This is a genomic window from Desulfuromonas svalbardensis, assembly GCF_055389415.1.
Window position 1 is genome coordinate 1,340,460 of record NZ_AP042416.1, and the last position, 21,099, is coordinate 1,361,558.

The window sequence follows — 21,099 nt, forward strand, 5'->3', positions numbered from 1 at the left end:
TTTAAATTCAGGATGGATTGTTAGTCTCGTTATTCTTTATCTTCTGATTGGGTCAAAACCAAGTTGTCGCGGTGAATGATTTCATCACCATATTTATAGCCGAGAACGGTTTCAATTTCAGATGTTTTTTTGCCCATGATTTGTAATAGCTCAGCCAGGGTGTAGTTGATCACCCCTTTGGCAAACTCGTTGCCATCGCTATCACATAATCGAACCGCGTCGCCGCGATCAAAACCACCCTCAACACCTTTGACACCAGCGGGGAGTAAGCTGCGACCATCGCTGACGATGGCATTAAATCCACCTTGGTCAATGAACAGTTTTCCGCGCGGTTTTTTAGTAAAAGCGATCCAGTGCTTTTTAGCGGCCATAGGATGAGTGCTTGGAATGAAGTAGGTGCCAATATCTTCGCCGTCAAAAAAACGGGCAAGATTACCAGGTTCGAGGCCGTTGATGATCGCCGCACCACAGCCGTTCATCGTCGCACGTTTTGCTGCTCGGACTTTGGTGTACATGCCGCCAGTACCGATATCGTTACTGCTGAGTCCCGCCATGCCTTCGATCTCTTCGGTAATCCGCTCCACTTCGTGGATGAGAACCGCATCGGGATTGTTGTGTGGATCACTGTTGAATAAACCATCGACATCAGAAAGGATGACCAATAGATGCGATTCAGTCAGACTGGTAACCATTGATGACAAGTTGTCGTTGTCGCCAAAGCGAATTTCGTCAACAACAACAGTATCGTTTTCATTGATAATCGGTACAACGCCATACTCAAGCAATGTCATGAGCGTATTGCGCGCATTGAGGTAGCGGCGGCGGTTGGCGAGGTCATCACGTGTTAGCAGAATCTGGGCAACATTTTCACCGCGGCCGCGAAACGCCGTGCGGTAGCAGCGCATGAGACGGCTTTGCCCGATGGCTGCTGCTGCCTGCTTAAGGGGGATCGATTTTGGCCGACCGACAATGCCAAGATCCCCTTTTCCCGCGGCAACAGAACCTGATGACACGAGAATTACCTCGTAGCCACGACACCGTAAGGCGCAGATCTCTTCAGATAGCGATTCCATTCGTTGACGATTGAGGCCGTTAGGGTTGGTGATAACGGCGCTGCCAACCTTAATAACGATCCGTTTTGCTGGTGCTATGAGCGTTTTACGCATGCTGTAACGTCCTAGTTCTATGCGTCTGTGTCGCGGAGTTGGTCAAGGCGAGAGCCAATTGTGTCAACCAGTTCTTTAATGCCGTCACCGGTAATGGCTGAAACAGAAAAAACAGGATAGCCTAGTTCTTCGAATAGAGGCGTCACCTTTTTGGCGAGTTCTCGAACTTCCGTGACATCGTTTTTGGTCAGGATCACAATCTGTGGTTTTTTGAGCATGGTCTCATCGTGACGCTTCAACTCATTGTTGATGGTGTTAAAGTGACACAGGTAATCATCCTCTGGTGCTGTGGTTAAATCAACAAGGTGGAGGAAGAAGTCGGTTCGCTCCACATGCCGTAAGAATCGTGTACCTAAGCCGTGGCCCTCGCTGGCACCTTCGATAAGGCCAGGGATGTCGGCCATAACAAAGGATTTAAATCCGGCATAGCGCACTACGCCAAGATTCGGTACCAATGTGGTAAAGGGGTAATCTGCGACCTTGGGTCGCGCTGACGATACCGCACGAATTAGGGTGGATTTGCCCGCATTTGGCATGCCAACTAAACCAACATCGGCGATGAGTTTCAGCTCAAGACGCAAGGTGATGTGCTCACCTGGAAAGCCTGGCTGCGTATGGCGAGGGGCGCGGTTGGTGCTGGTGGCAAAACGAGCGTTGCCACGGCCTCCGATGCCGCCATCAATCAGTTTGTATTTTTGATTGGTCTCAGTTAGGTCGACGATGAGTTCGTCGGTATCTGCGTTGTAGACCAAGGTTCCAGGGGGGAGTTTAATTACTAAATCCTCACCCATTTTGCCATGCTTGTGTTTGCCCATGCCGTGGACACCGTTGCCCGCTTTATAGTGAGCGTTATAGCGGAAGTCGAGTAGGGTGGTTAGGCTCGAATCGGTGAGCAGATAAACTGTGCCGCCATGGCCGCCATCGCCGCCATCGGGACCACCGAGAGGGATAAATTTTTCACGACGAAACGACAGACAGCCTTTGCCACCATCGCCTGCTTTGATATTTATTTTAACTTGATCGACAAATCGCATGGTGCTGGGTATCCAAGTAGGGTGATTCTAAAATTAAATTAGATGGGTTAAACTTAACACAGAAAGGCCCGAAGTTCTAACGACGAACTTCGGGCCTTCCAATTTGTGCTGCAAGAGTTGACTTAGTTAGCGTAAATGCTAATTTTTTGTCGTTTCTTGTCCTTACGTTCAAACTTAACAACACCGTCAATGAGTGCGAAAAGGGTATAATCCTTACCGCAGCCAACGTTGTTGCCAGGATGGAAGGTGGTACCGCGCTGGCGTACTAGAATTGAACCAGCGGTCACATCTTCACCACCGAATCGTTTCACGCCAAGGCGTTTACCAGCACTGTCGCGGCCGTTCTTGGAACTGCCGCCTGCTTTTTTGTGAGCCATGAGTTGCCTCCTTAAGCTTCAATGCCTGTAATTTTCAGACGAGTGATGGTCTGACGGTGTCCATAGGTCTTGCGATACCCTTGACGACGCTTAGATTTAAAGACGATTATTTTCTTGTCTTTACCCTGCTCAACAATACGAGCAGTTACTTTTGCGCCAGGCAATAGAGGTGTTCCGATTTGAACCTCTTCTCCGCCGACCATGAGGACCTCGTTGATTTCAATCGTTTCACCGACTGAACCCGCGATTTTTTCAATTTTCAATGTGTCACCTTCGGATACTTTGTACTGCTTTCCTCCGGTCATAATCACCGCATACATGTGCTTTCACCTCGCTCTCAAAATGTTTCGTTCTATTCGTAACGGCGTACTTTATCTGTTCCATTACGTTTATGTCAAGTACTTTTTGTCTTCTCGCTGTTAATTGTCTTGCACTATTTGAGGTTTGATGGATGTGAATTTATAGCGGTGAAAATTTCATAAATTTTGCTTTCGCTCGTGCCATCACTTGACCGTTGTAGCTGAGTTCGGCTTTGACGACATAGAGCGGTGGTGTTTGCGATTCTAAAAACGCTGTGAGTTCAACGCAGGCATCGCAAGGGATAGGTGCCAAAAAACGGATGCGTAGGTCGCCTGTTACTGCCTTAATCTTATGTTTGAATAGACAGTTTGTCATCGCAGCATCAAGCAGTGCACTGGTAATCCCGCCGTGCAAAATATCACTGTAGCCTTGCAACCACACGTGACCTTGGAAGATCGCGCTGACACGGTTGTTCTCATCACAATCAAAATCTAGTTTGAACGACAGCGGGTTATTGTTTCCACACATTAGGCAGCGATCGTGACCTGTTCCCTCCTGCACACCAGCGAGGAGATCAGTGGTCACAGAGATTGATCCCTGTGGTTAAGTTTCCAGCGAGGTAGCGTGTCACCAGTTCGCTGGCTGCTTCGGCTGGTGCACCGATAATGAGATTGATGTTTTGGTTGCCAAACAGTTGTTGTGCTTTTTGACCCATGCCGCCAGCAATGATGTGGGTCACCCCTTTTTCACCTAACCAGCGTGGTAACAGTCCCGGTTCGTGGGCTGGAGCCTGAACCTCTTCAGTTGTGGTGATGTTTTTGTCGTCGACATTAATTAGGGTAAATGTTTCGCAGTGGCCAAAATGCATGGCCAGTTTTCCTTGAGCGGTTGGAATTGCAATTTTCATTTGGTTCTCCAGAGTTGTTAAAGAGTGGTATTGATTAATTTAAGGTAGTCACACAGGTTGTTCCAGACCTCAGTAATTGCTGTTGCGGCAAAGTTTTCGTCTCGCTCAATAATGGTTTGTGCTGCTACTTGCGCGGCGGTCACTTCGTTGTCGTAAGGGATGATTCCTAATAATTTTACCCCTTGTTTGAGCGCTTCATGTTGAATCGTCGCGGTCATTTCAGGGTTGATATCCCACTTGTTGACAGTTAAAAATGTGGGAATATCAAAATGCTTGGTTAGCGTTAGCAGTCGTTGCAGGTCGTGCTGACCTGAACAGGTAGGTTCGGTAATGATGCACACAGCATCGGCACCCGTAACGCTGGCGATAACGGGGCAGCCGATCCCTGGTGGGCCATCAACGAGGATCAATTCGCACCCATTCTTAAACGCCAAGTTGCGGGCCTCTTTACGGACGAGGCTGACGAGTTTTCCTGAGTTTTCAGCACCAATATCAAGTCGGGCGTGAACCAGTGAACCAAAACGGGTGTCCGATTGATACCATTCTCCGCAGCGCTGCTCATCGAAGGTGATGGCATGTTCGGGGCACATGTGTACGCATACGCCACAGCCTTCGCACGCCGATGGAATAATTTCAATTTTGGGTTCGCTGGTGATCGCTTCAAACCGACACAGTGGTACACATTTTCCACATTGGCTGCATGTTTCGGTGACAATCTCGGCGCGATGACCACTAAAAAAAGAGTGGGTCTGGCGTGGCACTGGCGCGAGAAGCAAGTGCATGTCCGCCGCATCGACATCACAATCAGCGAGGATGGCCTCTTTATTGGCTAGAGCAGCAAATGCTGCGGTGATGCTTGTTTTTCCTGTTCCCCCTTTGCCACTAATGATGACAATTTCTTTCATATTTGCCCTCCTTGTTGGCGCTGGGAAATCGTATTCAATAATCGTTGTAGTTGTGGTCTTAATTCTGGCAGGGCATCAAGTAATCCTTTGCCGCGCGAATAAGCGACCGCAACTTCCCGTGCATCAGGAATCTGTAGCATGATCGGTATTGGTTCCTCACGGCAGTAGTTGACCACCCCTTGATCACCAATGTCGGAACGATTGAGCACAACGCCAAAGGGGAGTTTTAATTGGCGTAGCGTTTCCACGGCCAAGGTTAAATCATGCAAGCCAAAAGGGGTCGGCTCAGTGACCAGCAGAACAAAATCAGCATCTCGTACCGCGGTAATCATTGGACATGATGTTCCCGGTGGGCAATCGATGATCGTCAAATATTTCGGGTTGGACTGTTTTTTTACTGCCCGAATCACGGGAGGAGACATCGCTTGGCCGACATCCATGGTTCCCTTAACTAATGTAATGTGATCGCTTTGGCCGCGCTCAATGGTACCAACCTTTTTATCTGTTTCAGTGAGAGCCTTGGTTGGGCAAATTAGGACGCAGCCGCCACAACTGTGGCACAACTCCGAAAAAATAATCGTCTGTTTTGGCAGGGAGACAATAGCATTAAATTGGCAAAAATCAGCGCATTGGCCACAGTGGCTACACAGCGATTCGTCAATCTGTGGGACAGCGACAGTCACTGGCTGTTGTTTGCCAAAGTGAGGCGAAATAAACAGGTGACTGTTTGGTTCTTCAACATCGCAATCGAGAAGATGGACAGGACTTAAGCACGCTTGAGCGAGAGCAACCGCTAACGTTGTTTTTCCTGTGCCCCCTTTGCCCGATGCGATGGCGAGTTTCATGGGTTGAGCAGTGGTTTGCGGGGCGGACAGTTTCATGGTTAAATCCAGTGCCCTTCGTTGGTTGCTGCGTTCGTTTCAGTTAACTCTTGATTATTGAATTGTTCCAAAGCCTCGGTAAGGGTCTTTGCTTTACATGGATAAATTGTTACCCCAGCTGCAGTGAGAACCTTAAATGCTTTCGGTCCACAGTGGCCTGTTATCAGCACTGTTGCGCCGGTTTTACATAGGGTTGTCGCCGCTTGGATTCCTGCACCCTGAGCAGCGTTGAGGTTTTGGTTATTATCAATGGTGACCCAGTTTTCCTGTTCACAATCGTAAATTAAGAACCGACTCGCCCGGCCAAATCGGGGGTCGAGGTCGGCATCAAGAGTGTCACCTGTGGTGGTCAATGCAATTTTCATTATAATGTAATCCTATCAATGGTGTCCCCGTCGCCATCAATCCGTGACGACGGGATGGTTGTATTTATTTAACTAATGCTTCGCTAAGAGTTTCGAGTTGTTTTTGTAGCGCGTTCATTTGTTGTTGTAATCCCAGTTCGGATGCTGTCGGATTGTTGTCAAGTTGGCTAATTCCTCTGAATTGACCGCCTCCCATTCTTTGCCCTTTTTGACCTTTTTGTCCGCCTTGGCAGCGACCCATTCCTTGGCGGCGAACCATTCGTTGCCCGTTTAGGCTGTTGTTTGACTCGCTATTTGCGCCATCGTTACATAATCCTGCACCGCGCCCTGTTTGCGATCCCATTCCGTTTGGGCCTGTTCTATCGTTGTTTGGCATTTTATGGTTCTCCTTGTTTGAAGTGGTTTATTTTACCTCGTCCGCGGCGACAGCGCTGTCGTGTCTGACGACAACGGCCGTTGCAGCCCGGCATGGCAAAGTGTTGTTCAAAGGGCTGGTCATTAAGCCAGCACTCCATTACCTTTTGTTGGCAGCCGGCAATAAAAGGTAGGACTTCGATCCCGTGTGCCTCGGCAACGCGCTGTGTCGATTGGGTCATCGCGCCACACACTAGAACGTCAATCTGCTGTTGATGAAGAAACCGTATTTTCTCCGTTGCTGATCCCGTTGGCAAACAGGTGCACTGCTGCATGCCGTGTGGATCAGAGCGTTGGATTACAACGATCTGTCCGGCGACATCAAATACTGGGGCGATTCTTCCGTCCCAAATAGTGAAGGCTGCTTTCATTGTGTTGCTTTCGTTTCATCAACATGAGTGGTGCATTGGTTGCAGAGCGACTCCCTGCGTTACATGTAGTGATATAGCAACCAGTGTGCCATGTGAGACGAATTTTCGTAACATGCTGTTATCTTAAGTTTTTTTGTGGTGGTGCGAATGGGGGAGATGTTGCGGAACGTAGCGATAGTGAGACGGTTGGCTGGTGCAGTGGTGCGCTAGTGCTACGGTTTTCGGCGGCCATCCGTGTCAGGTAGAGGGATAGCGAGGGCGTTGATTTTGCGGTAGAGGGTCGTTTTGTGAATATTGAGATCGCGGGCCGCAGCGGTCCGGTTGTAATGATTGCGTTCCAAGGCGTTGACGATAAGTTGCCGTTCGTGACTATCGCGGTGGGTTTGCATATCGAGGTGAGGTTCATCTCGTGGGATAGCGGCTTGTAGGGCCACCGGTAGGTGGCGTCTGGCGATAACGGAATCGGGGCAGATAACAAAAGCGCGTTCGATGATGTTTTCTAGCTCGCGCACATTGCCCGGCCAATCATGAGCGACGAGACACGTCATCGCCTCAGGGCTGAGTCCTGTGATCTGTTTGTTGAGTAATTGATTGAAGTGGCTGATGAAATGTTCAGTCAATAGGGCGATATCTTCCATCCGCTCACGCAGAGGGGGCAGGTCGATTTGCACCACTTGAATTCGATAGAATAGATCTTGACGAAATGTTCCCGCTTTGACCATCTCGGTGAGGTTACGATTGGTGGCAGCAATAATGCGTGCGTGGCTTTTTTGTGACTTGGTGGCTCCAAGCGGTTCATAGCTATGTTCTTGCAACACACGCAGCAGTCGTACCTGTAACGCGCTGCTGATCTCGCCAATCTCGTCGAGAAAAAGGGTCCCTTTTCCCGCTAAGGAAAAACGGCCCGGCTTGTCTGTTGTCGCGCCAGTAAACGCCCCTTTTTTATGACCAAACAGTTCTGATTCAAGCAAGTTGTCGGGCAAAGCGCCGCAGTTGAGGGCGATAAAGGGTTCACTTTTTCGAGCACTTAAGGTGTGGATCGCTTTCGCCACCAGCTCTTTGCCCGTTCCTGTTTCTCCCTGAATAAGAACCGTGGTGTCATTGCTCGATGCGACGGCCGCGATCAGGTTGAAAATGTCGTGCATGGTTGGGCTGTGGCTAATCAAGTCGCCGAGTTGATAGCGCCCTTTGAGCTGTTTGCGTAGTGCCTCGACCTCGCTTAAGTCACGAAAGGTTTCAGCGCCACCGATAATTATGCCCTCTTTATCGCGCAGTACCGCAGTGGAGATACTGATTGGTACCTTTTTGCCCGTAGCGCTGATGATATAGCCCGAACGGTTGATGATCGGCTGACCGCTTTCAAGGGTTTGACGCAGCGCGCAGTTGGCTTCACACATACTCGAACGGAACACTTCAGAGCAGCGTTGACCAATCGCCTGTTCACGGCTGGTGCCAGTGATCTGCTCGGCAGCACGGTTGAAGGAGGTGATACGCCATTCGCTATCAACAGTAAAAACACCATCACAGATGCTTTCGAGGATCGCCTCCGTTGAGGTGCCGACGGTGTCGAATGGCTTGCTCTCCATGTTAGCCTTCGCCGATCTCAAATTGTTCAATATGGAAATTAGGCCTGACGATAATGGTGATCTGCTTTTCGAAGTTCTTTTCGATCTCCTCAATCACACAGCTCTCTTCATCGTACAGCAGTGCCGCAACATCGGGATGAACCTGAAGGTTGACCCGGTAACCCTGGAAAGTTTGAATCTCCCGTTTAAGCTTACGGGAAATTTCGAACACCATGGTGGTGCGGCTCTTAACGTAGCCGCTACCGTCGCAATAAGGACACGGTTCACTCAAGGTGCGGCCCAAGCTTTCGCGTACCCGCTTACGGGTCATCTCCACCAGACCGAGTTCGGAAATCTTGAGGATGTTGGTTTTGCTCTTATCGCTCTTCAGCGCCTCTTCAAGCGTACTGTGCACTTGTTCGCGGTGGAGCTCTTTTTCCATATCGATAAAGTCGATGATGATGAGACCGCCGATATTGCGTAACCGTAGTTGATAGGCGACCTCTTTCACCGCCTCAAGGTTGGTTTTGATGATCGTATCTTCAAGGTTGCGTTTGCCGACAAAGCGACCGGTGTTGACATCGACAGCGGTGAGGGCTTCGGTCTGTTCGATGACGATATAGCCGCCACTCTTGAGCCACACTTTGCTGCCAAGGGCGCGCGAAATCTCAATTTCGAGGCCAAAGGAATCAAATAGCGCTTCTTTTTTAGTGTATAGCTCGATATTACACTTTTGCTTGGGCATGTATGTGCTGAGAAATTTGACGATCTTATCGTGTTCAACGGCTGAATCTACAACAATATGACCGATGTCTTCGGTCAAAATATCGCGCAGCACCTTGCTGGTCACATCGAGATCCGAATGGATAAGAGCCGGTGCTCCGATCTCATTTTGCCGGGCATCAATATCGTTCCACAGCTCGGCAAGGTAGAGCATGTCGGCTTTGAGATCGTCTTCACTCTTGCCTTCAGCGGCGGTGCGGACAATAAAACCGCTGCCCGGTTTGCGAATGCTCTCCACCGTTTCCCGTAAGCGCTCTTTTTCCTCCTCATTTTCGATTCGCCGTGAAATACCGATATGATCGATGGTGGGCATATAAACGAGATGCCGCCCAGGTAGGGAGATATTAGAAGTGATGCGCGCGCCTTTGGTGCCAAGGGGTTCTTTAGCAATCTGGGCCAGAATAATTTGTCCCTCTTGGAGGAGGTCTTCAATGGGTGGCAGCGGTGGTGGTTCTTCGCTGATCTCAGCATTGGGGTCCGCACTGGTGCGACGGCCATCGACGTAGTCGACCACTGCTTCCATCTGGTCGATCACATCGGCAACGTAAAGAAATCCCGCTTTCTCAAGGCCGATATCGACAAAGGCGGCCTGCATGCCAGGTAGTACCCGAATGACCTTGCCCTTATATATGTTGCCGACAATGCCGAGTTCGCGAGTACGCTCAATGTACAGTTCGGCAATGTGGCCGTTTTCCTGTAGCGCAATGCGTGTTTCGTGTGCCGTTTTATTGATGACCAGTTTTTTGGCCATAATGGAACTCCTTTATCGGGATCGCCCCGTCGTTAATCTTCGTAGGTTTCGGGTAATTCTTTTAACGAAACATCGGTTTTACAAATTCCCAAAGTTCGAACCGTATCGGCATCTAGATTTAATAGATGGGAGGCCACGGCAATCGGGCTGCCTTTGGTCAGGGTCATCATCATCCCTTGCTCGTTCAATTGCAAGTCTTGGACATCACCGCGTAGATCGATGATGGTGATTTTTTCACCTTTATGGCGCTGATGTTCAACCCGCTCCGCCGCCAAAAATTGATCGATCTTGAGTTGCAGTGCTTCACGGTCTTGATCGGTGAGTGGAACCAGATAGTCACTGCTTAAGATGCTGGCTCCTGGTGATGGAGTGCGCCAATGCACTGCCTTCACTTCGCCGACGTCAAAGCCATCGGGGAGTTCTTGGTGTAGCATCTGCTTGGCGAGTTCGGCATCGTATGGGCTGAATAGCTCAATGTCGACGATCTCGGTGCGACTCTGCACGCCAGTGGGCAGTGCGTCGGGGAACGATAACCGTGGATGCGGGTGGTATCCTAGCGAAAAGCGCAAAGGGATGGCGATCCGTTTAAGGGCGCGTTGAAATACCGTCATAAATTCGAGATGACTGACAAAACGGGCGTTGCCTGTTTTGTGCAGTTGCAAGCGCAGCTTGTAGCGCTCTTCGCCCTGTTTGGCCGCAGGCTCAGGCGTTTCAAGCTGTGGCTTCGCGTCGGCGTAGCGCATTTTAAGTTGATCAAAATCACACACCCCACACTGGCTACATTCTCCAGTGCGACAATCGGGAGTGTATTGTAACTCTAGGGCCTTATTACGCTCATCAATGAAAAATTCTTTGGGGATACCGCAATCAATGTGATCCCACGGTAGGGTTTCATTTTCTTCCCGCTGGCGCAGATAAAAGAGTGGGTCAAGGCCACATTCGGTTAACGCTTGTTGCCACAGTTCGAAGTTGAACTGTTCGCGCCAGCCATCGAAACGGCAGCCGAGTTCAACCGCGCGTTGGATCACTTTACCTAAGCGGCGGTCGCCACGGGCAAACACACCCTCAAGAATCGACAGGCTCGCTTCGTGCCATTTCATACGTAGCTTTTTCTTTTGCAACCCATTACGCAGGTACTTTTGCCGTTCGATGGTTTGTTCAAGGTCGAGTTGAGCGTCCCATTGGAACGGGGTGTGTGGCTTAGGCACAAAGGTCGATACCGACACATTGACGTCGCCGCCGCCTTCGGTCCCTTTAGCGCTGCGCTTGACCTGAACTGCGAGGTCGATAATGCCGTCGAGGTCTTCGCGGGTTTCGGTGGGCAGGCCCATCATGAAATAGAGTTTGACCATCCGCCAGCCGAGGGTGTAGATGGTGCGGCTGGTGGTTAACAGGTCTTCGGCCTTAATCCCTTTGTTGATCACCTGACGCAAGCGTTCAGTGCCCGCTTCGGGGGCGAGGGTGAAGCCTGTTTTGCGAACTTTTTTCACTTGCTCAATCAGTTCATCGGTGAGCGAGCCAACACGTAAACTCGGTAATGAAACCGCTACCCGCTCATTGGCGTAGCGATCCATCAAGTTTTTCAATAACGGTTCTATGGCGCTGTAGTCACCCGTAGAGAGCGAGAGCAACGACACCTCGTCGTAGCCGCTGTCCTTCAGCGATGCATCGATAATCTCGGTAATGGTTGCCGCTTGGCGCTCACGCACCGGGCGGTAGATGTAACCCGCTTGGCAGAAACGGCAGCCACGGGTGCAGCCACGCGCAATCTCCATCGCCACTCGGTCATGAACGGTATTCATGAACGGCACCAATGGTTTGGTTGGGTAGGCGGCTTTATCAAGGTCCTTAACGAAGCGGCGCTTAACGCTGGTGTAGTCGTCACGCACTGGGGTGATCTGGTCTACTTGACCCTGCTCGGTGTAACTGACTTCAAACAGGTGGGGCAGGTAGATACCCTCAATCTGGCGGAGGCGGTCAAATAGTTGCGCGCGTGTTTCGTTGGCCTTGCGACTATCGCGAACAGCGGTGCTTAGTTCGATCACCGCTTCTTCGCCGTCACCGATGAGGGCGCAATCAATAAAGTCAGAAATAGGCTCAGGATTAAAGGCACACGGGCCACCGACAATGATCAGCGGGTGACTGTCGTCGCGCTCGCTACGCTGTTGCGGAATACCAGCAAGGTTAAGCATGTTGAGAACATTGGTGTAGCTAAGCTCGTACTGTAAGCTGAAACCGACAATATCAAAATCGGCCAGAGGCGTACTGGTTTCAAGGCTCGATAGTGGGGTGTTGTCGGCACGCATCAACTCTTCCATGTCGGGCCACGGGCAATAAGCGCGCTCGGCAGCCAGCCACTCGGGCTGGTTGAGTACATGGTACAAAATCGCTGAACCGATGTGGCTCATGCCGATCTCGTAGGTGTCAGGAAAAGCTAGCGCAAAACGGACATCGACATTGGCTTGATCTTTTATGATTGTTCCCGCCTCACCACCAAGGTAGCGAGCAGGTCGATTTACGTGGAGCAGGGCATCACAGGAATTCATTCGTTGTCTTTCGAGATGTTCATGTTAAATTAGCGCACAACGTTGGTTTAAGTCTAAATTAAACCTGTGTGGGCTAAATACGTAGTTGAAATGATCGTAATTGGACAACTTACAATGGTGGCAATGGCACTGACAAGCACTTTCACTGTCGGAGCTGATTTAGAAGGAAGATAATGAGTATGGCAAACACAAAAATGACGACACTTATCCGGCAACCCGAGGTCGATCTCCATGTTCATACCGTCGCTTCGGGGCATGCATATAGCACGATTGAAGAGATCACCCGTGCGGCAGCGAAAAAAGGGATTACAGGGGTTGGGATGACCGATCACGGCCCATCCATGCCCGCAGCACCTCATCACTATCACTTTATGGGGTTGCGCTTTATCCCCGAAATTCTCGGCGGTGTTCGGGTGTTTAAAGGGGTAGAATCCAATATCCTCGATAATGGTCAGATTGATCTTGGTGATGAGTTCCTGTGTAATTTAGATGTGGTGCTGGCTGGGTTTCATGCCGATTGCGGTTATACCGGAACCACCCAGGCCGATCACACTAAAACGATGATGCAGGTGATGGAGAATCCGCGGGTGCATATTATCTCCCATCCGGGTAATCCCGAATTCCCTATCGATTATGAAGCGGTGGTTAAGCAGGCGGTCGCTACGGGAACCGCGTTGGAGATCAATAGCTCATCGTTTACCAATGCCCGCTGTGGAAGCAAGCCGAATTGTGTTGAGATTGCGCGACTTTGTGCCGAGCACGGCGCATTGATTGCCATCGGTAGTGATGCTCACATTGCCCAAGCTGTCGGCGATGTCGCTCCGGCCATCGATGTGGTGAAGCAAGCTGGAATCTCGCCTGATAAGGTGGTTAATCGCACCTTGGCATCGACGCTAGCTTTCCTCAATATTGAAGGGATCATTAAGCTATGAAGCTGATGTCAGTACGGCAGCACATTGTCGATTACGGTTTGAAGATGGTGACATCAGGGTTAACCACCGGCAGTGGTGGCAACCTGAGTATTCTTGATGCCGAAAGTGACCTCATCGCTATTGGTCCAAGTGGTATCGATTACGCCGATGTCAGCGTTGATGATGTGGTGATTGTCGATCGCCAAGGTCAAATTGTTGAGGGCAAATGGAAGCCCTCCAGTGAGTTGAGTTTCCATCTGGCCCTGTATCGCCAACGGCCCGAAATTACCGCTGTCGTTCATACTCATTCGGTGTATGCCACCACCATCGCCTGTTTGAATTGGGAGATTCCCGCTGTCCATTACCTCGTCGCATTTTCAGGGGATAAAGTTCCCCTTGCTCCCTATGCCACCTTTGGAAGCGAAGAATTAGCCACCAGTGTTGCCGACCATATCGGTTGTTACAATGCCCTGTTGTTAGCGAATCATGGTTTGGTTGCCATTGGCGGCGATATGAAAAGTGCCTTCAATGTTGCTGAAGAGATTGAACTGGTGGCGCGTATCTATTATCAGGCGCAGTCGATTGGCAAGCCGGTGTTGGTTGAGGCGGATGAGATGGAGCGGGTAGTACAGAAGTTTGCCAGTTATGGTCAGCAGGATGACGGGACTGCGGGCGAGTCAAATGCTATCTAGCCCTGTACCGATTTGTTCGTAATGGCTGAAACGAACGTCATCGACACGAGTTTAATGGTGTTGGTGTGACATTAACCTGGGTTTTTCGCCATTTTATTGCTGGTTGCTTATCAGTGGAAACGTGAGGGTTGTCATGAGATCTCTGCTATTTATCCCGTTGTTTTTAATGGCTTTAATTGTCGGTCAACCCGTTTTTGCGGTTGAACTTCCCAGCGAGCCTGCTGTTGTGGGCGACAGCCCTGTGACCTTTCCTGGCGCCTCAGAAGTTGTCTCGCGGCTGGCAAACCTGACCACCTTTGTTGAGAACACCCAAAGTCAACTTGAAGATATTGCCGATACGCAACGGGTTCAGGACAATCTCGATAAACTTTTAGATCGGCAACACGCTCTCGAAAAGAGGATAAAAGAGCTCGGCGAACCAGACGGGTGGTCCTTTGAACGCTTGCTTGAGAATAAAAATGTTCTCGCTATTCAAAATGATAATTTTGGCACAATTTTCGTTTCTCTTACCGATCAATTGACCAAAATTGAAGAGTTGCGAGTTTTGTGGCAGCAAAAGAAGAAGTTTTGGCTAGATTGGCAAGAATATCTGCGCGCCCAAGGGGAAGAGCTGCCCAGCACTGAAGTTGAGCAAGCAACACAACTGTTTAGCACGATTTTAAAGCAGGTCAATGAAGCGAGCGGCCCCATTGTTAGCATCCAGCAAGAGGTTCGTGGTGTTCAGGATCGCAATCAAATTGTGGTGCGACAAATCGAAGGCGGACTAAAAGGGTTGCGCGGCAAAATTTTTAAGAAATCAGCCTTGTCCTTTTTCCATGCGGAATATTATTCTCAGTTTAATTCTGAACTAAGAGCTCAACTTGAAAGTAATTTCAAATTGGTGGAATGGTATCGCCGCAGCTATCTCAAGGATTACTGGTGGGTTTTATTGCTTCAACTCACTTTTTTCGCCGCATTGGCGACCCGTTTACGAAACCATCGCTCGCCCAAAAATGATTCCTCACAATGGAATGTGCTCTTTCGCCACCCTTGGGCTTCAGGGTTGTTTGTCGCCTTTGCCATTTTGAGTCCTCTGTATAAAGCCCCGCCACTATCATGGACCTTTTATCTGTTAGCCATCAGTGTTGTCAGTGTCAGTATCTTAATCTCGGAGATTGTCACAGCTAAGCGGCACAAGCTATTGGTTTGGTTGCTGGCGGCAATCTATCTTTCATCCGTTTTTTTTAAGCTCACTGGGCTACCGTTGCCCATCTATCGACTGTATATGATTGGCCTCTCTCTTGTGGGTGTGCCGTTGCTCGCTTGGATGTGTGTGTTGGGGCGTCGTCATGGCGATTCGTGGCAACTTATCTTTGCTTTACGCTGTGGAAACCTATTTCTTTTAACCTCTTTGGTCGCGCAGTTGGGTGGCTTTAGTACGCTGTCATTTCAATTAATCGATTCAGCGATCAAAACCGTTTTTCTGGTGTTGATGATTCTCGTGGTTGACCGCCTGGCGCGCGGCGGCGTTGATTATTCGTTAACCCATCATAACAGCCGTAATTGGAAGTTTATCCAATTAGTCGGTGACTCCTTAGCGGTGAGATTAAATCACATGCTCCGTGCGCTGCTGTATTCCTACGGGTTACTCTATCTCATTCAAATCTGGGGTGGTAGTGATGACTTTGCCAGCACGTGGTTAAAATTAAAGGATATGGGTGTTAACGTGGCTGGGGTGTCTTTGACCATTGACACCCTGATCATGGTCATCGTTGTCATGTATCTGGCTTTTACGTTGTCGTGGTTATTGCGCTCAGCACTGGATGTTAAAATTGTTGGCCCGCGCTATATGGATAGTGGCGTGCGTGATTCCATCAAAACTCTGCTGCATTACATGATCATTTCATGCGGTCTCCTTTTTACCCTCGGTGCTGCGGGGATTGGCTTGCAGAACTTTGCCGTAATTGCCGGGGCACTAAGTATTGGTATCGGCTTTGGCTTGCAGAACATTGTCAATAATTTTATCAGTGGCCTAATCTTGCTTTTTGAGCGCCCTGTGAAAATTGGTGATCGCATTATCCTTGATGGTGAGTGGGCTATTGTGCGCAAAATTGGCCTGCGTTCCACGGTGATTGAAACCTATAATCAAGCTGAAATTATTGTACCAAACAGTCAATTGATTTCGGAAAAAGTGACTAACCTGACCCTCACCAATCCCAGAGCGAGGATTGTTCTCGATATTGGCGCTGCCTATGGCGAAGATATGGACTGCATCTTGAAAATTCTTATCGAAGAGGCCGCGAAGCACCCCTTGGTACTAAAATATCCAGAACCGTCACCGCTGTTTGTTGGCTTTGGCGAAAGTTCACTCGATTTTCAACTGCGCGTTTGGCTGGCAAATTTTGATCAAGGTCTCAGTGCCAAGAGTGAGTTGGGGGTGGCGATCTATAAGCGATTTGCCGCAGAGGGGATTACCATCCCATTCCCACAACGCGACCTGCATATTAATTCTGTTGCTGATAATGTGATGAAAGGGTGGGCAGGCGTGCCCCGTCAGGTATCAGAACCAGCGCTTCCAGTAGAAGAGGGTCAAGACACCAACAGCGATGAGCAGGGTGATGCCGCTGAACAGGGGGAAGGCATAGTTGTAACTGGCCCCGGGAATTCCGCCGACATTAATCCCGAACAGACCCGTTAAAAATGACAGCGGTAAAAAGATTGCGGCAACAATATTCAGCACGTACATCCGTGAATTAAGCTGGTCAGAGAGGTGCGCTTGTAGCTCCTCTTGAACGATAATGGTGCGGTCTCGTACCGCATCGAGATCTTCTAAATGTCGTTGCAGGCGGTTGCGTACCTCGCGTAAGCGCATCACCGATCTGTCACCAAACCATCCCGGAGCCTCGGCCGCCAGTTGTGAAAAGGCATCGCGTTGTGGCGAGAGGTGGCATCACAACTCGCCGACGCAACGCTGAGAGAGTTGTGCGTAACATTTTCGGCTCTTTTTCTAAATTGCAGTTTTCAATGTTCTCTATTTCATCATCATAATCGTCAATCAGTTGGCTGACATGCCATTCGAGGCGATCACAGAGTGCCACCAGTAGTTCTGGTGTTGATTTAGCGCCACGTTTTGCCTGAAGTTGCTCACATAGGTCACTCACAGAGGCTAAGTTTTTTCTGGCGACACTGATCATCCGTCCCGGTTCTAACCAAATTCGGATTGACACCATATCTTCAAGTTCTTCACCAATGTTCTTATTCACACCACGCAGGGTGAGCAATAGCCCTTTTTCAAAACTGGCAATGCGGGGGCGAGTGTCCTCATCAATGAGTGCCTGAATCGCTAGTGAATCAAGTTGCGTTTTATCTTTTAACCATTGTTGAATGGCACTGTCCTCAAAGTTACAGTGAACCCAAAGCCTATTCAGAGTGTGGGGATTTGCTGCAACATCTTGCCAGTCAAGTGACTGGGCACCACCACAACCGTCAAGTTGTAGGGCGTGATGAAAACCTTGGGGAGTCAAAGAGTTTGACATGGCTGCTCTCCGTTGAATGGGATTCCGAATCAGAGGTCCCTGTCGTGTCACGAGATCAGAACGTGATGCGCGATTAACAGATTGATAGTAATCCTATTTAAGCTAAGAATAAATCAATAAAACGAGAGCGTAGGGTCTAACTATTTTTTTTAGTCGGTGGATTGCGACAACTTTCGCCTTTTAACGCGTATTGGGTTCAACGGCAGTCAATGGCGCGTTAAGTACCCTGCGACTCTTGCCTTTAAGTCATTGTCGTGGCTCTAGGTGGCCGCAAAATTAAAGTATCTATGAATGGTAGCGGTATGGCAACGAGAGCACAAACTCTCGGGGCACTCTATCGACTTACTGCTCGCTGGCGTGATTAGTCTAATTAGTCCTACGGTTTCAACGTGCAAACTATAATATGTGTTCTTGTTAATCTGGGTGGCTCATGAGCATCAAAATCCATTTCAAAATTCATCCTTTCGATTTATCCCTATTTACCAATCTTGCAGAGATAGCAACTGTCCACTGACCTTTGATCGCCCGTCATTGTATTGACTCAATGCTAGATATCTCCCCCGTATCGTTGATTTTTTATCATTTTTCGTTCTGAGAAGTGGAACACTACAACGGCAAAAAAAATACCGTTGGTCCTGAAAATAAAAATAAAAGTGGTTGAATTAAATCATCATCCGTACCCGTTCTTAATTAAAAGTGCTGCTAAAACGAGAGGTTGCGGTAGTTGTGGTGGGGTTCCATTGTTAAAGAACTCTGTTAGTGTTGAGTCCTAATAGAATGCGAATGGGAGTTGCATCACACCACTTAATGGAGGGCAAGAGGATGAAAGAGAACAAACATTTTTCGGGGATGACTTTTTTTATTCTGATCTTACTGGCTGTTGTCGTAACGAGTTTTTCTGGTTTAATAGGCGGCCCAGAAGTGGATACCGCTTTTGCAGCACCTAGTGGGGACCACGGTAGAAAAAATGATGACGACAAAGCGATCAAGCAAGGTGATCTGTTCGGTGACTTGTGGGTGGTTGTACGAAATGTCAGCGAAGGGCCAACCGTAAGACCAGAGGACGATAATCTTGGCTGTGATGGCGACCCCGTTCTTTTTGAATGGGTGTGGCCTGAGGATGCTTACAATGGCGAGGGTGATTTTGAACCCACGGTGGGAATCTATCCGATTGGCTATCGCGTCGGTACAGGATTTGCCCAACCAATAAGCTTCACCGAGGTCTTAGTCGGTGATAGCGCTTTCGACGCTGGCGACGATATTCCCAATGATGGCATTGTCGGACCAAACGAAGACGGTCAATTCATCTACACTGAGTATGTTAATTCGTATGGCGATTCTGTCACTGTTTATCTGATCCCTTTGGATCCCACCGAGGGGAAAATTCCCGACGCCTACGCTTCACAGGATTTATTCGATTGGGATGATCAGGTGATGGAGGTCGATATGGGCCGGCTGAATATTGCCCGTAGCACTCAGGAAGTTATCGATGCCCGCTATTGGGAGGCAATCGGAGCGATCAATTCAGCAACGGCAATCGCACTTGACCCTGCCGGTCGTTTACAATTGACGCTACCAGCAGTAGACGAATTTGGCGGCGATATTGAAGTGGTAAAAACGATTGATGCTCCCCTCGAAAATCTCGCCTTATATCAGTACGTCATGCGCGATGGTTGCTTGACAGGGCTGGACAAAAGCGCTGAAGCGTTGCTTCCAGTTAACCTGGTTTGTGGGGCCGAGCTAACACCACCTGACGCTGCGGATCTCTTGATGGCAGCATCCTTTGTGGCTGGTGCTGGCGACAAAACCAGCCATATTAATACTGATCTAGTCATTACCCTCAATACCGCATTAGGGCTTAATCGTATGGTTTATAGCCCTTCAGCAAAGGTCTTTGATCTAACGCGTTATTTTGATTATGTCGATTGCGGCTATGATCGTTCAACAGCTTACGATAAACCTGATGTGGGAAATCAAACAGATTTACTCCAGCCAACTGAAGACATTGATCCCCCACAAAATTGGTTCATAACTCCAGTAAATATGTACACGAATGTTTTCGAAGGCGATTGGTGGTTGCCATCATCAGAAATGCCTTTGATCAAATTTGTCAGGGCGGCTGATGACGCTTTAGGGGTGATTTTCTATATCCACAACTTCTCAGTTCCAGAGTATCCTGTCGAACTACGGCCATAGAACTATGACCACTGGGGGCAAGCAGAAGATCTGCTTGCCCCCTTTTCTTTAGTGCATTTAGGCGGCGGCAAATGGGGCAGTGTGGTGCAATGACACGCGACGCCGACGCCATTAAAAACTCAACGCCAACTGCGCCGTACCAATATGAGTCGGTACACCCTCATCACCTTTGCTATCACTATGCAGATATTCCACAGCTAGCATCACTTGATCAAAAATCGCATAGGACGCCGTCAATCCATAACGAACTGTATCATCCTGAAAATCTTCAGCTTGTTCATAGCGGGTTGCCAGTAGAAGGTCACGTGTTGGCTGCCAACCGAGTTCGATGGTCCAAGCGCAGGGTTGGTCACCGCTGAGATCTTCACCGCCAGCAACCGTGGTCGCATCAAAGTGGCGCAGCGCCGAGATGATTTCGGCATCGAAACTCCACTCGCCGACGGCGAGGTTGACATAGGCACCCGCGGCCGGAACATCGTGACGGTAGAGTGAGCTGTCGCCGACCAGTTCAATATCGCTTTCGGCAAGGTCGTTGATATACGAGGCACCAAGCGTTAGGGCAGGGAGCGGATGGAATTCAATGGCTGCTACCCAGCTATCAACATGATCGTTGTTATCGTCGCTGTCAGTATCACCGTTGAATAGCGCTAGTTTGCAGGTTACTTTATCGCCGTGGAACTCAAGCAGTAGTGCTGAATCGCGGGTTTCTGCCAGATTGAGGGTTAAGCCATCGCTTATCATGTTGGTGTTGAAGTTGCCAAAGGGCAGGTAGAGGCGGCCAGCGTGTAGCGTTAACTCATGGTTAAGAATCGGTTGTGGCGCTGTCAATGAGATCACCGCCTCGTCAATGGTCACACCATGTTCGCCATCTTCCCATAACATGAGCACGTGGGCGTGTGCCTGTTCGTTGAGGCTGGCCTCGACCCCCAGTTCAACGGTGGCTAAGGTCAGATCACTGCTGTCGTCACCACCTTCGGTTTTTTCGTAACTGCCTTCCATCTCCACCAGCCCCGTTATGCTGAGACTGCTTTGGCCGTTAATCAATGAAAACGCTTGTTGTGGGTGATCGACATCATGTTTCTCAAGTTGTTCAATCCGTTTTTTTAGATTGGCGATTTCCGTTTGGGTGTCGGGATGTTCAGCCCATGCTGCACGACAGAATGGGGATAAAATCATTATCATTGCAATAAATAGTGTTGCTCGGTTGATCACGCGTGCCTCCTGTATCTAAATATAAAGTAGAATTATTTGCCGCAGCGGCATTGACCACAGCCGCTGCATCCCGCCAGTTCGTGCTGGCAGCGCGGACAGTGTCGCCAGCTATGGTTCTCCAACACGCAGCCGCAGTTGGGACATGCTTTTGTCGCCGCCGCGCCAGTTCTGGTTTGCTGATTTTGTTTAAGCATTACATTGTCCTCCA

General features: G+C 49.4%; 21 protein-coding genes and 1 pseudogene. 4 read left to right on the forward strand and 18 right to left on the reverse strand.

Annotated elements, in window-relative coordinates; all coding sequences use genetic code 11:
* Positions 1 to 29: 29 nt before the first annotated feature.
* The 14 genes from proB to ACZ5KY_RS06025 all read right to left on the reverse strand — a co-directional run bounded on the left by proB (position 30) and on the right by ACZ5KY_RS06025 (position 12,365).
* Positions 30 to 1,166 (reverse strand): glutamate 5-kinase, encoded by a 1,137-nt coding sequence (gene proB, locus ACZ5KY_RS05960; RefSeq protein WP_464242987.1) that lies wholly within the window; start codon positions 1,164 to 1,166, stop codon positions 30 to 32.
* Between the two features lie 17 nt (positions 1,167 to 1,183).
* On the reverse strand, positions 1,184 to 2,200 hold the full coding sequence (gene obgE / locus ACZ5KY_RS05965; protein ID WP_464242988.1) for a GTPase ObgE: 1,017 nt from the start codon (positions 2,198 to 2,200) through the stop codon (positions 1,184 to 1,186).
* 122 nt (positions 2,201 to 2,322) lie between these two features.
* Positions 2,323 to 2,577, reverse strand: a complete 255-nt coding sequence (gene rpmA, locus ACZ5KY_RS05970; protein ID WP_464242989.1) for a 50S ribosomal protein L27 — start codon at positions 2,575 to 2,577, stop codon at positions 2,323 to 2,325.
* Positions 2,578 to 2,588: 11 nt separating this feature from the next.
* Positions 2,589 to 2,897 carry a 50S ribosomal protein L21 gene (gene rplU / locus ACZ5KY_RS05975; protein ID WP_464242990.1) on the reverse strand — a complete coding sequence of 103 codons (309 nt, stop codon included), beginning with the start codon at positions 2,895 to 2,897 and terminating at the stop codon, positions 2,589 to 2,591.
* A gap of 139 nt (positions 2,898 to 3,036) precedes the next feature.
* Complete coding sequence (locus ACZ5KY_RS05980) at positions 3,037 to 3,462, reverse strand: PaaI family thioesterase (RefSeq protein WP_464242991.1); 426 nt, start codon at positions 3,460 to 3,462, stop codon at positions 3,037 to 3,039.
* Positions 3,452 to 3,784, reverse strand: a complete 333-nt coding sequence (locus ACZ5KY_RS05985) for a NifB/NifX family molybdenum-iron cluster-binding protein (protein WP_464242992.1) — start codon at positions 3,782 to 3,784, stop codon at positions 3,452 to 3,454. Before ACZ5KY_RS05985 ends, ACZ5KY_RS05980 begins: the two co-directional genes overlap by 11 nt.
* A 17-nt stretch (positions 3,785 to 3,801) precedes the next feature.
* A complete protein-coding gene (locus tag ACZ5KY_RS05990; RefSeq protein ID WP_464242993.1) occupies positions 3,802 to 4,689 on the reverse strand; it encodes an ATP-binding protein in 888 nt (295 codons plus the stop codon).
* Entirely contained in the window at positions 4,686 to 5,570 is an 885-nt protein-coding gene (locus ACZ5KY_RS05995; protein WP_464242994.1) for an ATP-binding protein, read from the reverse strand. The genes ACZ5KY_RS05990 and ACZ5KY_RS05995 overlap by 4 nt, the downstream gene beginning before the upstream one ends.
* 2 nt (positions 5,571 to 5,572) lie before the next feature.
* Positions 5,573 to 5,935, reverse strand: coding sequence for a NifB/NifX family molybdenum-iron cluster-binding protein (locus tag ACZ5KY_RS06000; RefSeq protein WP_464242995.1), 363 nt, complete (start codon positions 5,933 to 5,935; stop codon positions 5,573 to 5,575).
* A gap of 64 nt (positions 5,936 to 5,999) precedes the next feature.
* Positions 6,000 to 6,311 (reverse strand): DUF5320 domain-containing protein, encoded by a 312-nt coding sequence (locus ACZ5KY_RS06005; RefSeq protein ID WP_464242996.1) that lies wholly within the window; start codon positions 6,309 to 6,311, stop codon positions 6,000 to 6,002.
* Between the two features lies 1 nt (position 6,312).
* Complete coding sequence (locus ACZ5KY_RS06010) at positions 6,313 to 6,720, reverse strand: NifB/NifX family molybdenum-iron cluster-binding protein (protein WP_464242997.1); 408 nt, start codon at positions 6,718 to 6,720, stop codon at positions 6,313 to 6,315.
* A gap of 212 nt (positions 6,721 to 6,932) precedes the next feature.
* Entirely contained in the window at positions 6,933 to 8,306 is a 1,374-nt protein-coding gene (locus ACZ5KY_RS06015; RefSeq protein ID WP_464242998.1) for a sigma-54 interaction domain-containing protein, read from the reverse strand.
* Between the two features lies 1 nt (position 8,307).
* Positions 8,308 to 9,819 carry an Rne/Rng family ribonuclease gene (locus ACZ5KY_RS06020; RefSeq protein WP_464242999.1) on the reverse strand — a complete coding sequence of 504 codons (1,512 nt, stop codon included), beginning with the start codon at positions 9,817 to 9,819 and terminating at the stop codon, positions 8,308 to 8,310.
* A gap of 32 nt (positions 9,820 to 9,851) precedes the next feature.
* Positions 9,852 to 12,365: a TIGR03960 family B12-binding radical SAM protein gene (locus ACZ5KY_RS06025; protein ID WP_464243000.1), complete on the reverse strand. Its 2,514-nt coding sequence runs from the start codon at positions 12,363 to 12,365 to the stop codon at positions 9,852 to 9,854.
* 179 nt (positions 12,366 to 12,544) lie between these two features.
* Between ACZ5KY_RS06025 and ACZ5KY_RS06030 the strand changes: the two genes are divergently transcribed.
* The 3 genes from ACZ5KY_RS06030 to ACZ5KY_RS06040 all read left to right on the forward strand — a co-directional run bounded on the left by ACZ5KY_RS06030 (position 12,545) and on the right by ACZ5KY_RS06040 (position 16,645).
* Complete coding sequence (locus tag ACZ5KY_RS06030; RefSeq protein ID WP_464243001.1) at positions 12,545 to 13,297, forward strand: phosphatase; 753 nt, start codon at positions 12,545 to 12,547, stop codon at positions 13,295 to 13,297.
* Complete coding sequence (locus tag ACZ5KY_RS06035; protein ID WP_464243002.1) at positions 13,294 to 13,968, forward strand: L-fuculose-phosphate aldolase; 675 nt, start codon at positions 13,294 to 13,296, stop codon at positions 13,966 to 13,968. The genes ACZ5KY_RS06030 and ACZ5KY_RS06035 overlap by 4 nt, the downstream gene beginning before the upstream one ends.
* 1,873 nt (positions 13,969 to 15,841) lie before the next feature.
* Positions 15,842 to 16,645, forward strand: coding sequence for a mechanosensitive ion channel family protein (locus ACZ5KY_RS06040; protein ID WP_464244639.1), 804 nt, complete (start codon positions 15,842 to 15,844; stop codon positions 16,643 to 16,645).
* Here the strand turns inward: ACZ5KY_RS06040 and ACZ5KY_RS06045 are convergent.
* Positions 16,589 to 16,861, reverse strand: a pseudogene (locus ACZ5KY_RS06045) (CorA family divalent cation transporter); the annotation flags it as partial. The gene ACZ5KY_RS06040 and the pseudogene ACZ5KY_RS06045 overlap by 57 nt on opposite strands.
* The gene (locus tag ACZ5KY_RS06050; protein ID WP_464243003.1) at positions 16,830 to 17,483 is read right to left on the reverse strand and encodes a CorA family divalent cation transporter; all 654 of its coding nucleotides are present in this window, start codon (positions 17,481 to 17,483) and stop codon (positions 16,830 to 16,832) included. The pseudogene ACZ5KY_RS06045 and the gene ACZ5KY_RS06050, both read right to left, overlap by 32 nt.
* An 822-nt stretch (positions 17,484 to 18,305) precedes the next feature.
* Between ACZ5KY_RS06050 and ACZ5KY_RS06055 the strand changes: the two genes are divergently transcribed.
* Positions 18,306 to 19,679 carry a hypothetical protein gene (locus ACZ5KY_RS06055; RefSeq protein ID WP_464243004.1) on the forward strand — a complete coding sequence of 458 codons (1,374 nt, stop codon included), beginning with the start codon at positions 18,306 to 18,308 and terminating at the stop codon, positions 19,677 to 19,679.
* Positions 19,680 to 19,790: 111 nt separating this feature from the next.
* On the opposite strand, the gene ACZ5KY_RS06060 is transcribed toward ACZ5KY_RS06055, so the two are convergent.
* Together ACZ5KY_RS06060 and ACZ5KY_RS06065 are read right to left on the reverse strand one after the other, a co-directional pair.
* Positions 19,791 to 20,891, reverse strand: coding sequence for an LbtU family siderophore porin (locus ACZ5KY_RS06060; protein WP_464243005.1), 1,101 nt, complete (start codon positions 20,889 to 20,891; stop codon positions 19,791 to 19,793).
* Between the two features lie 32 nt (positions 20,892 to 20,923).
* Positions 20,924 to 21,085 (reverse strand): hypothetical protein, encoded by a 162-nt coding sequence (locus ACZ5KY_RS06065; RefSeq protein WP_464243006.1) that lies wholly within the window; start codon positions 21,083 to 21,085, stop codon positions 20,924 to 20,926.
* Between the last annotated feature and the right edge of the window lie 14 nt (positions 21,086 to 21,099).

Bases quoted from the DNA above. Each gene is read 5' to 3' on its own strand.
- proB (WP_464242987.1), bottom strand. From the start codon at position 1,166: ATGCGTAAAACGCTCATAGCACCAGCAAAACGGATCGTTATTAAGGTT.
- obgE (WP_464242988.1), bottom strand. From the start codon at position 2,200: ATGCGATTTGTCGATCAAGTTAAAATAAATATCAAAGCAGGCGATGGT.
- rpmA (WP_464242989.1), bottom strand. From the start codon at position 2,577: ATGGCTCACAAAAAAGCAGGCGGCAGTTCCAAGAACGGCCGCGACAGT.
- rplU (WP_464242990.1), bottom strand. From the start codon at position 2,897: ATGTATGCGGTGATTATGACCGGAGGAAAGCAGTACAAAGTATCCGAA.
- ACZ5KY_RS05985 (WP_464242992.1), bottom strand. From the start codon at position 3,784: ATGAAAATTGCAATTCCAACCGCTCAAGGAAAACTGGCCATGCATTTT.
- ACZ5KY_RS05990 (WP_464242993.1), bottom strand. From the start codon at position 4,689: ATGAAAGAAATTGTCATCATTAGTGGCAAAGGGGGAACAGGAAAAACA.
- ACZ5KY_RS05995 (WP_464242994.1), bottom strand. From the start codon at position 5,570: ATGAAACTGTCCGCCCCGCAAACCACTGCTCAACCCATGAAACTCGCC.
- ACZ5KY_RS06000 (WP_464242995.1), bottom strand. From the start codon at position 5,935: ATGAAAATTGCATTGACCACCACAGGTGACACTCTTGATGCCGACCTC.
- ACZ5KY_RS06005 (WP_464242996.1), bottom strand. From the start codon at position 6,311: ATGCCAAACAACGATAGAACAGGCCCAAACGGAATGGGATCGCAAACA.
- ACZ5KY_RS06010 (WP_464242997.1), bottom strand. From the start codon at position 6,720: ATGAAAGCAGCCTTCACTATTTGGGACGGAAGAATCGCCCCAGTATTT.
- ACZ5KY_RS06015 (WP_464242998.1), bottom strand. From the start codon at position 8,306: ATGGAGAGCAAGCCATTCGACACCGTCGGCACCTCAACGGAGGCGATC.
- ACZ5KY_RS06020 (WP_464242999.1), bottom strand. From the start codon at position 9,819: ATGGCCAAAAAACTGGTCATCAATAAAACGGCACACGAAACACGCATT.
- ACZ5KY_RS06025 (WP_464243000.1), bottom strand. From the start codon at position 12,365: ATGAATTCCTGTGATGCCCTGCTCCACGTAAATCGACCTGCTCGCTAC.
- ACZ5KY_RS06030 (WP_464243001.1), top strand. From the start codon at position 12,545: ATGGCAAACACAAAAATGACGACACTTATCCGGCAACCCGAGGTCGAT.
- ACZ5KY_RS06035 (WP_464243002.1), top strand. From the start codon at position 13,294: ATGAAGCTGATGTCAGTACGGCAGCACATTGTCGATTACGGTTTGAAG.
- ACZ5KY_RS06040 (WP_464244639.1), top strand. From the start codon at position 15,842: ATGATCATTTCATGCGGTCTCCTTTTTACCCTCGGTGCTGCGGGGATT.
- ACZ5KY_RS06050 (WP_464243003.1), bottom strand. From the start codon at position 17,483: ATGTCAAACTCTTTGACTCCCCAAGGTTTTCATCACGCCCTACAACTT.
- ACZ5KY_RS06055 (WP_464243004.1), top strand. From the start codon at position 18,306: ATGAAAGAGAACAAACATTTTTCGGGGATGACTTTTTTTATTCTGATC.
- ACZ5KY_RS06065 (WP_464243006.1), bottom strand. From the start codon at position 21,085: ATGCTTAAACAAAATCAGCAAACCAGAACTGGCGCGGCGGCGACAAAA.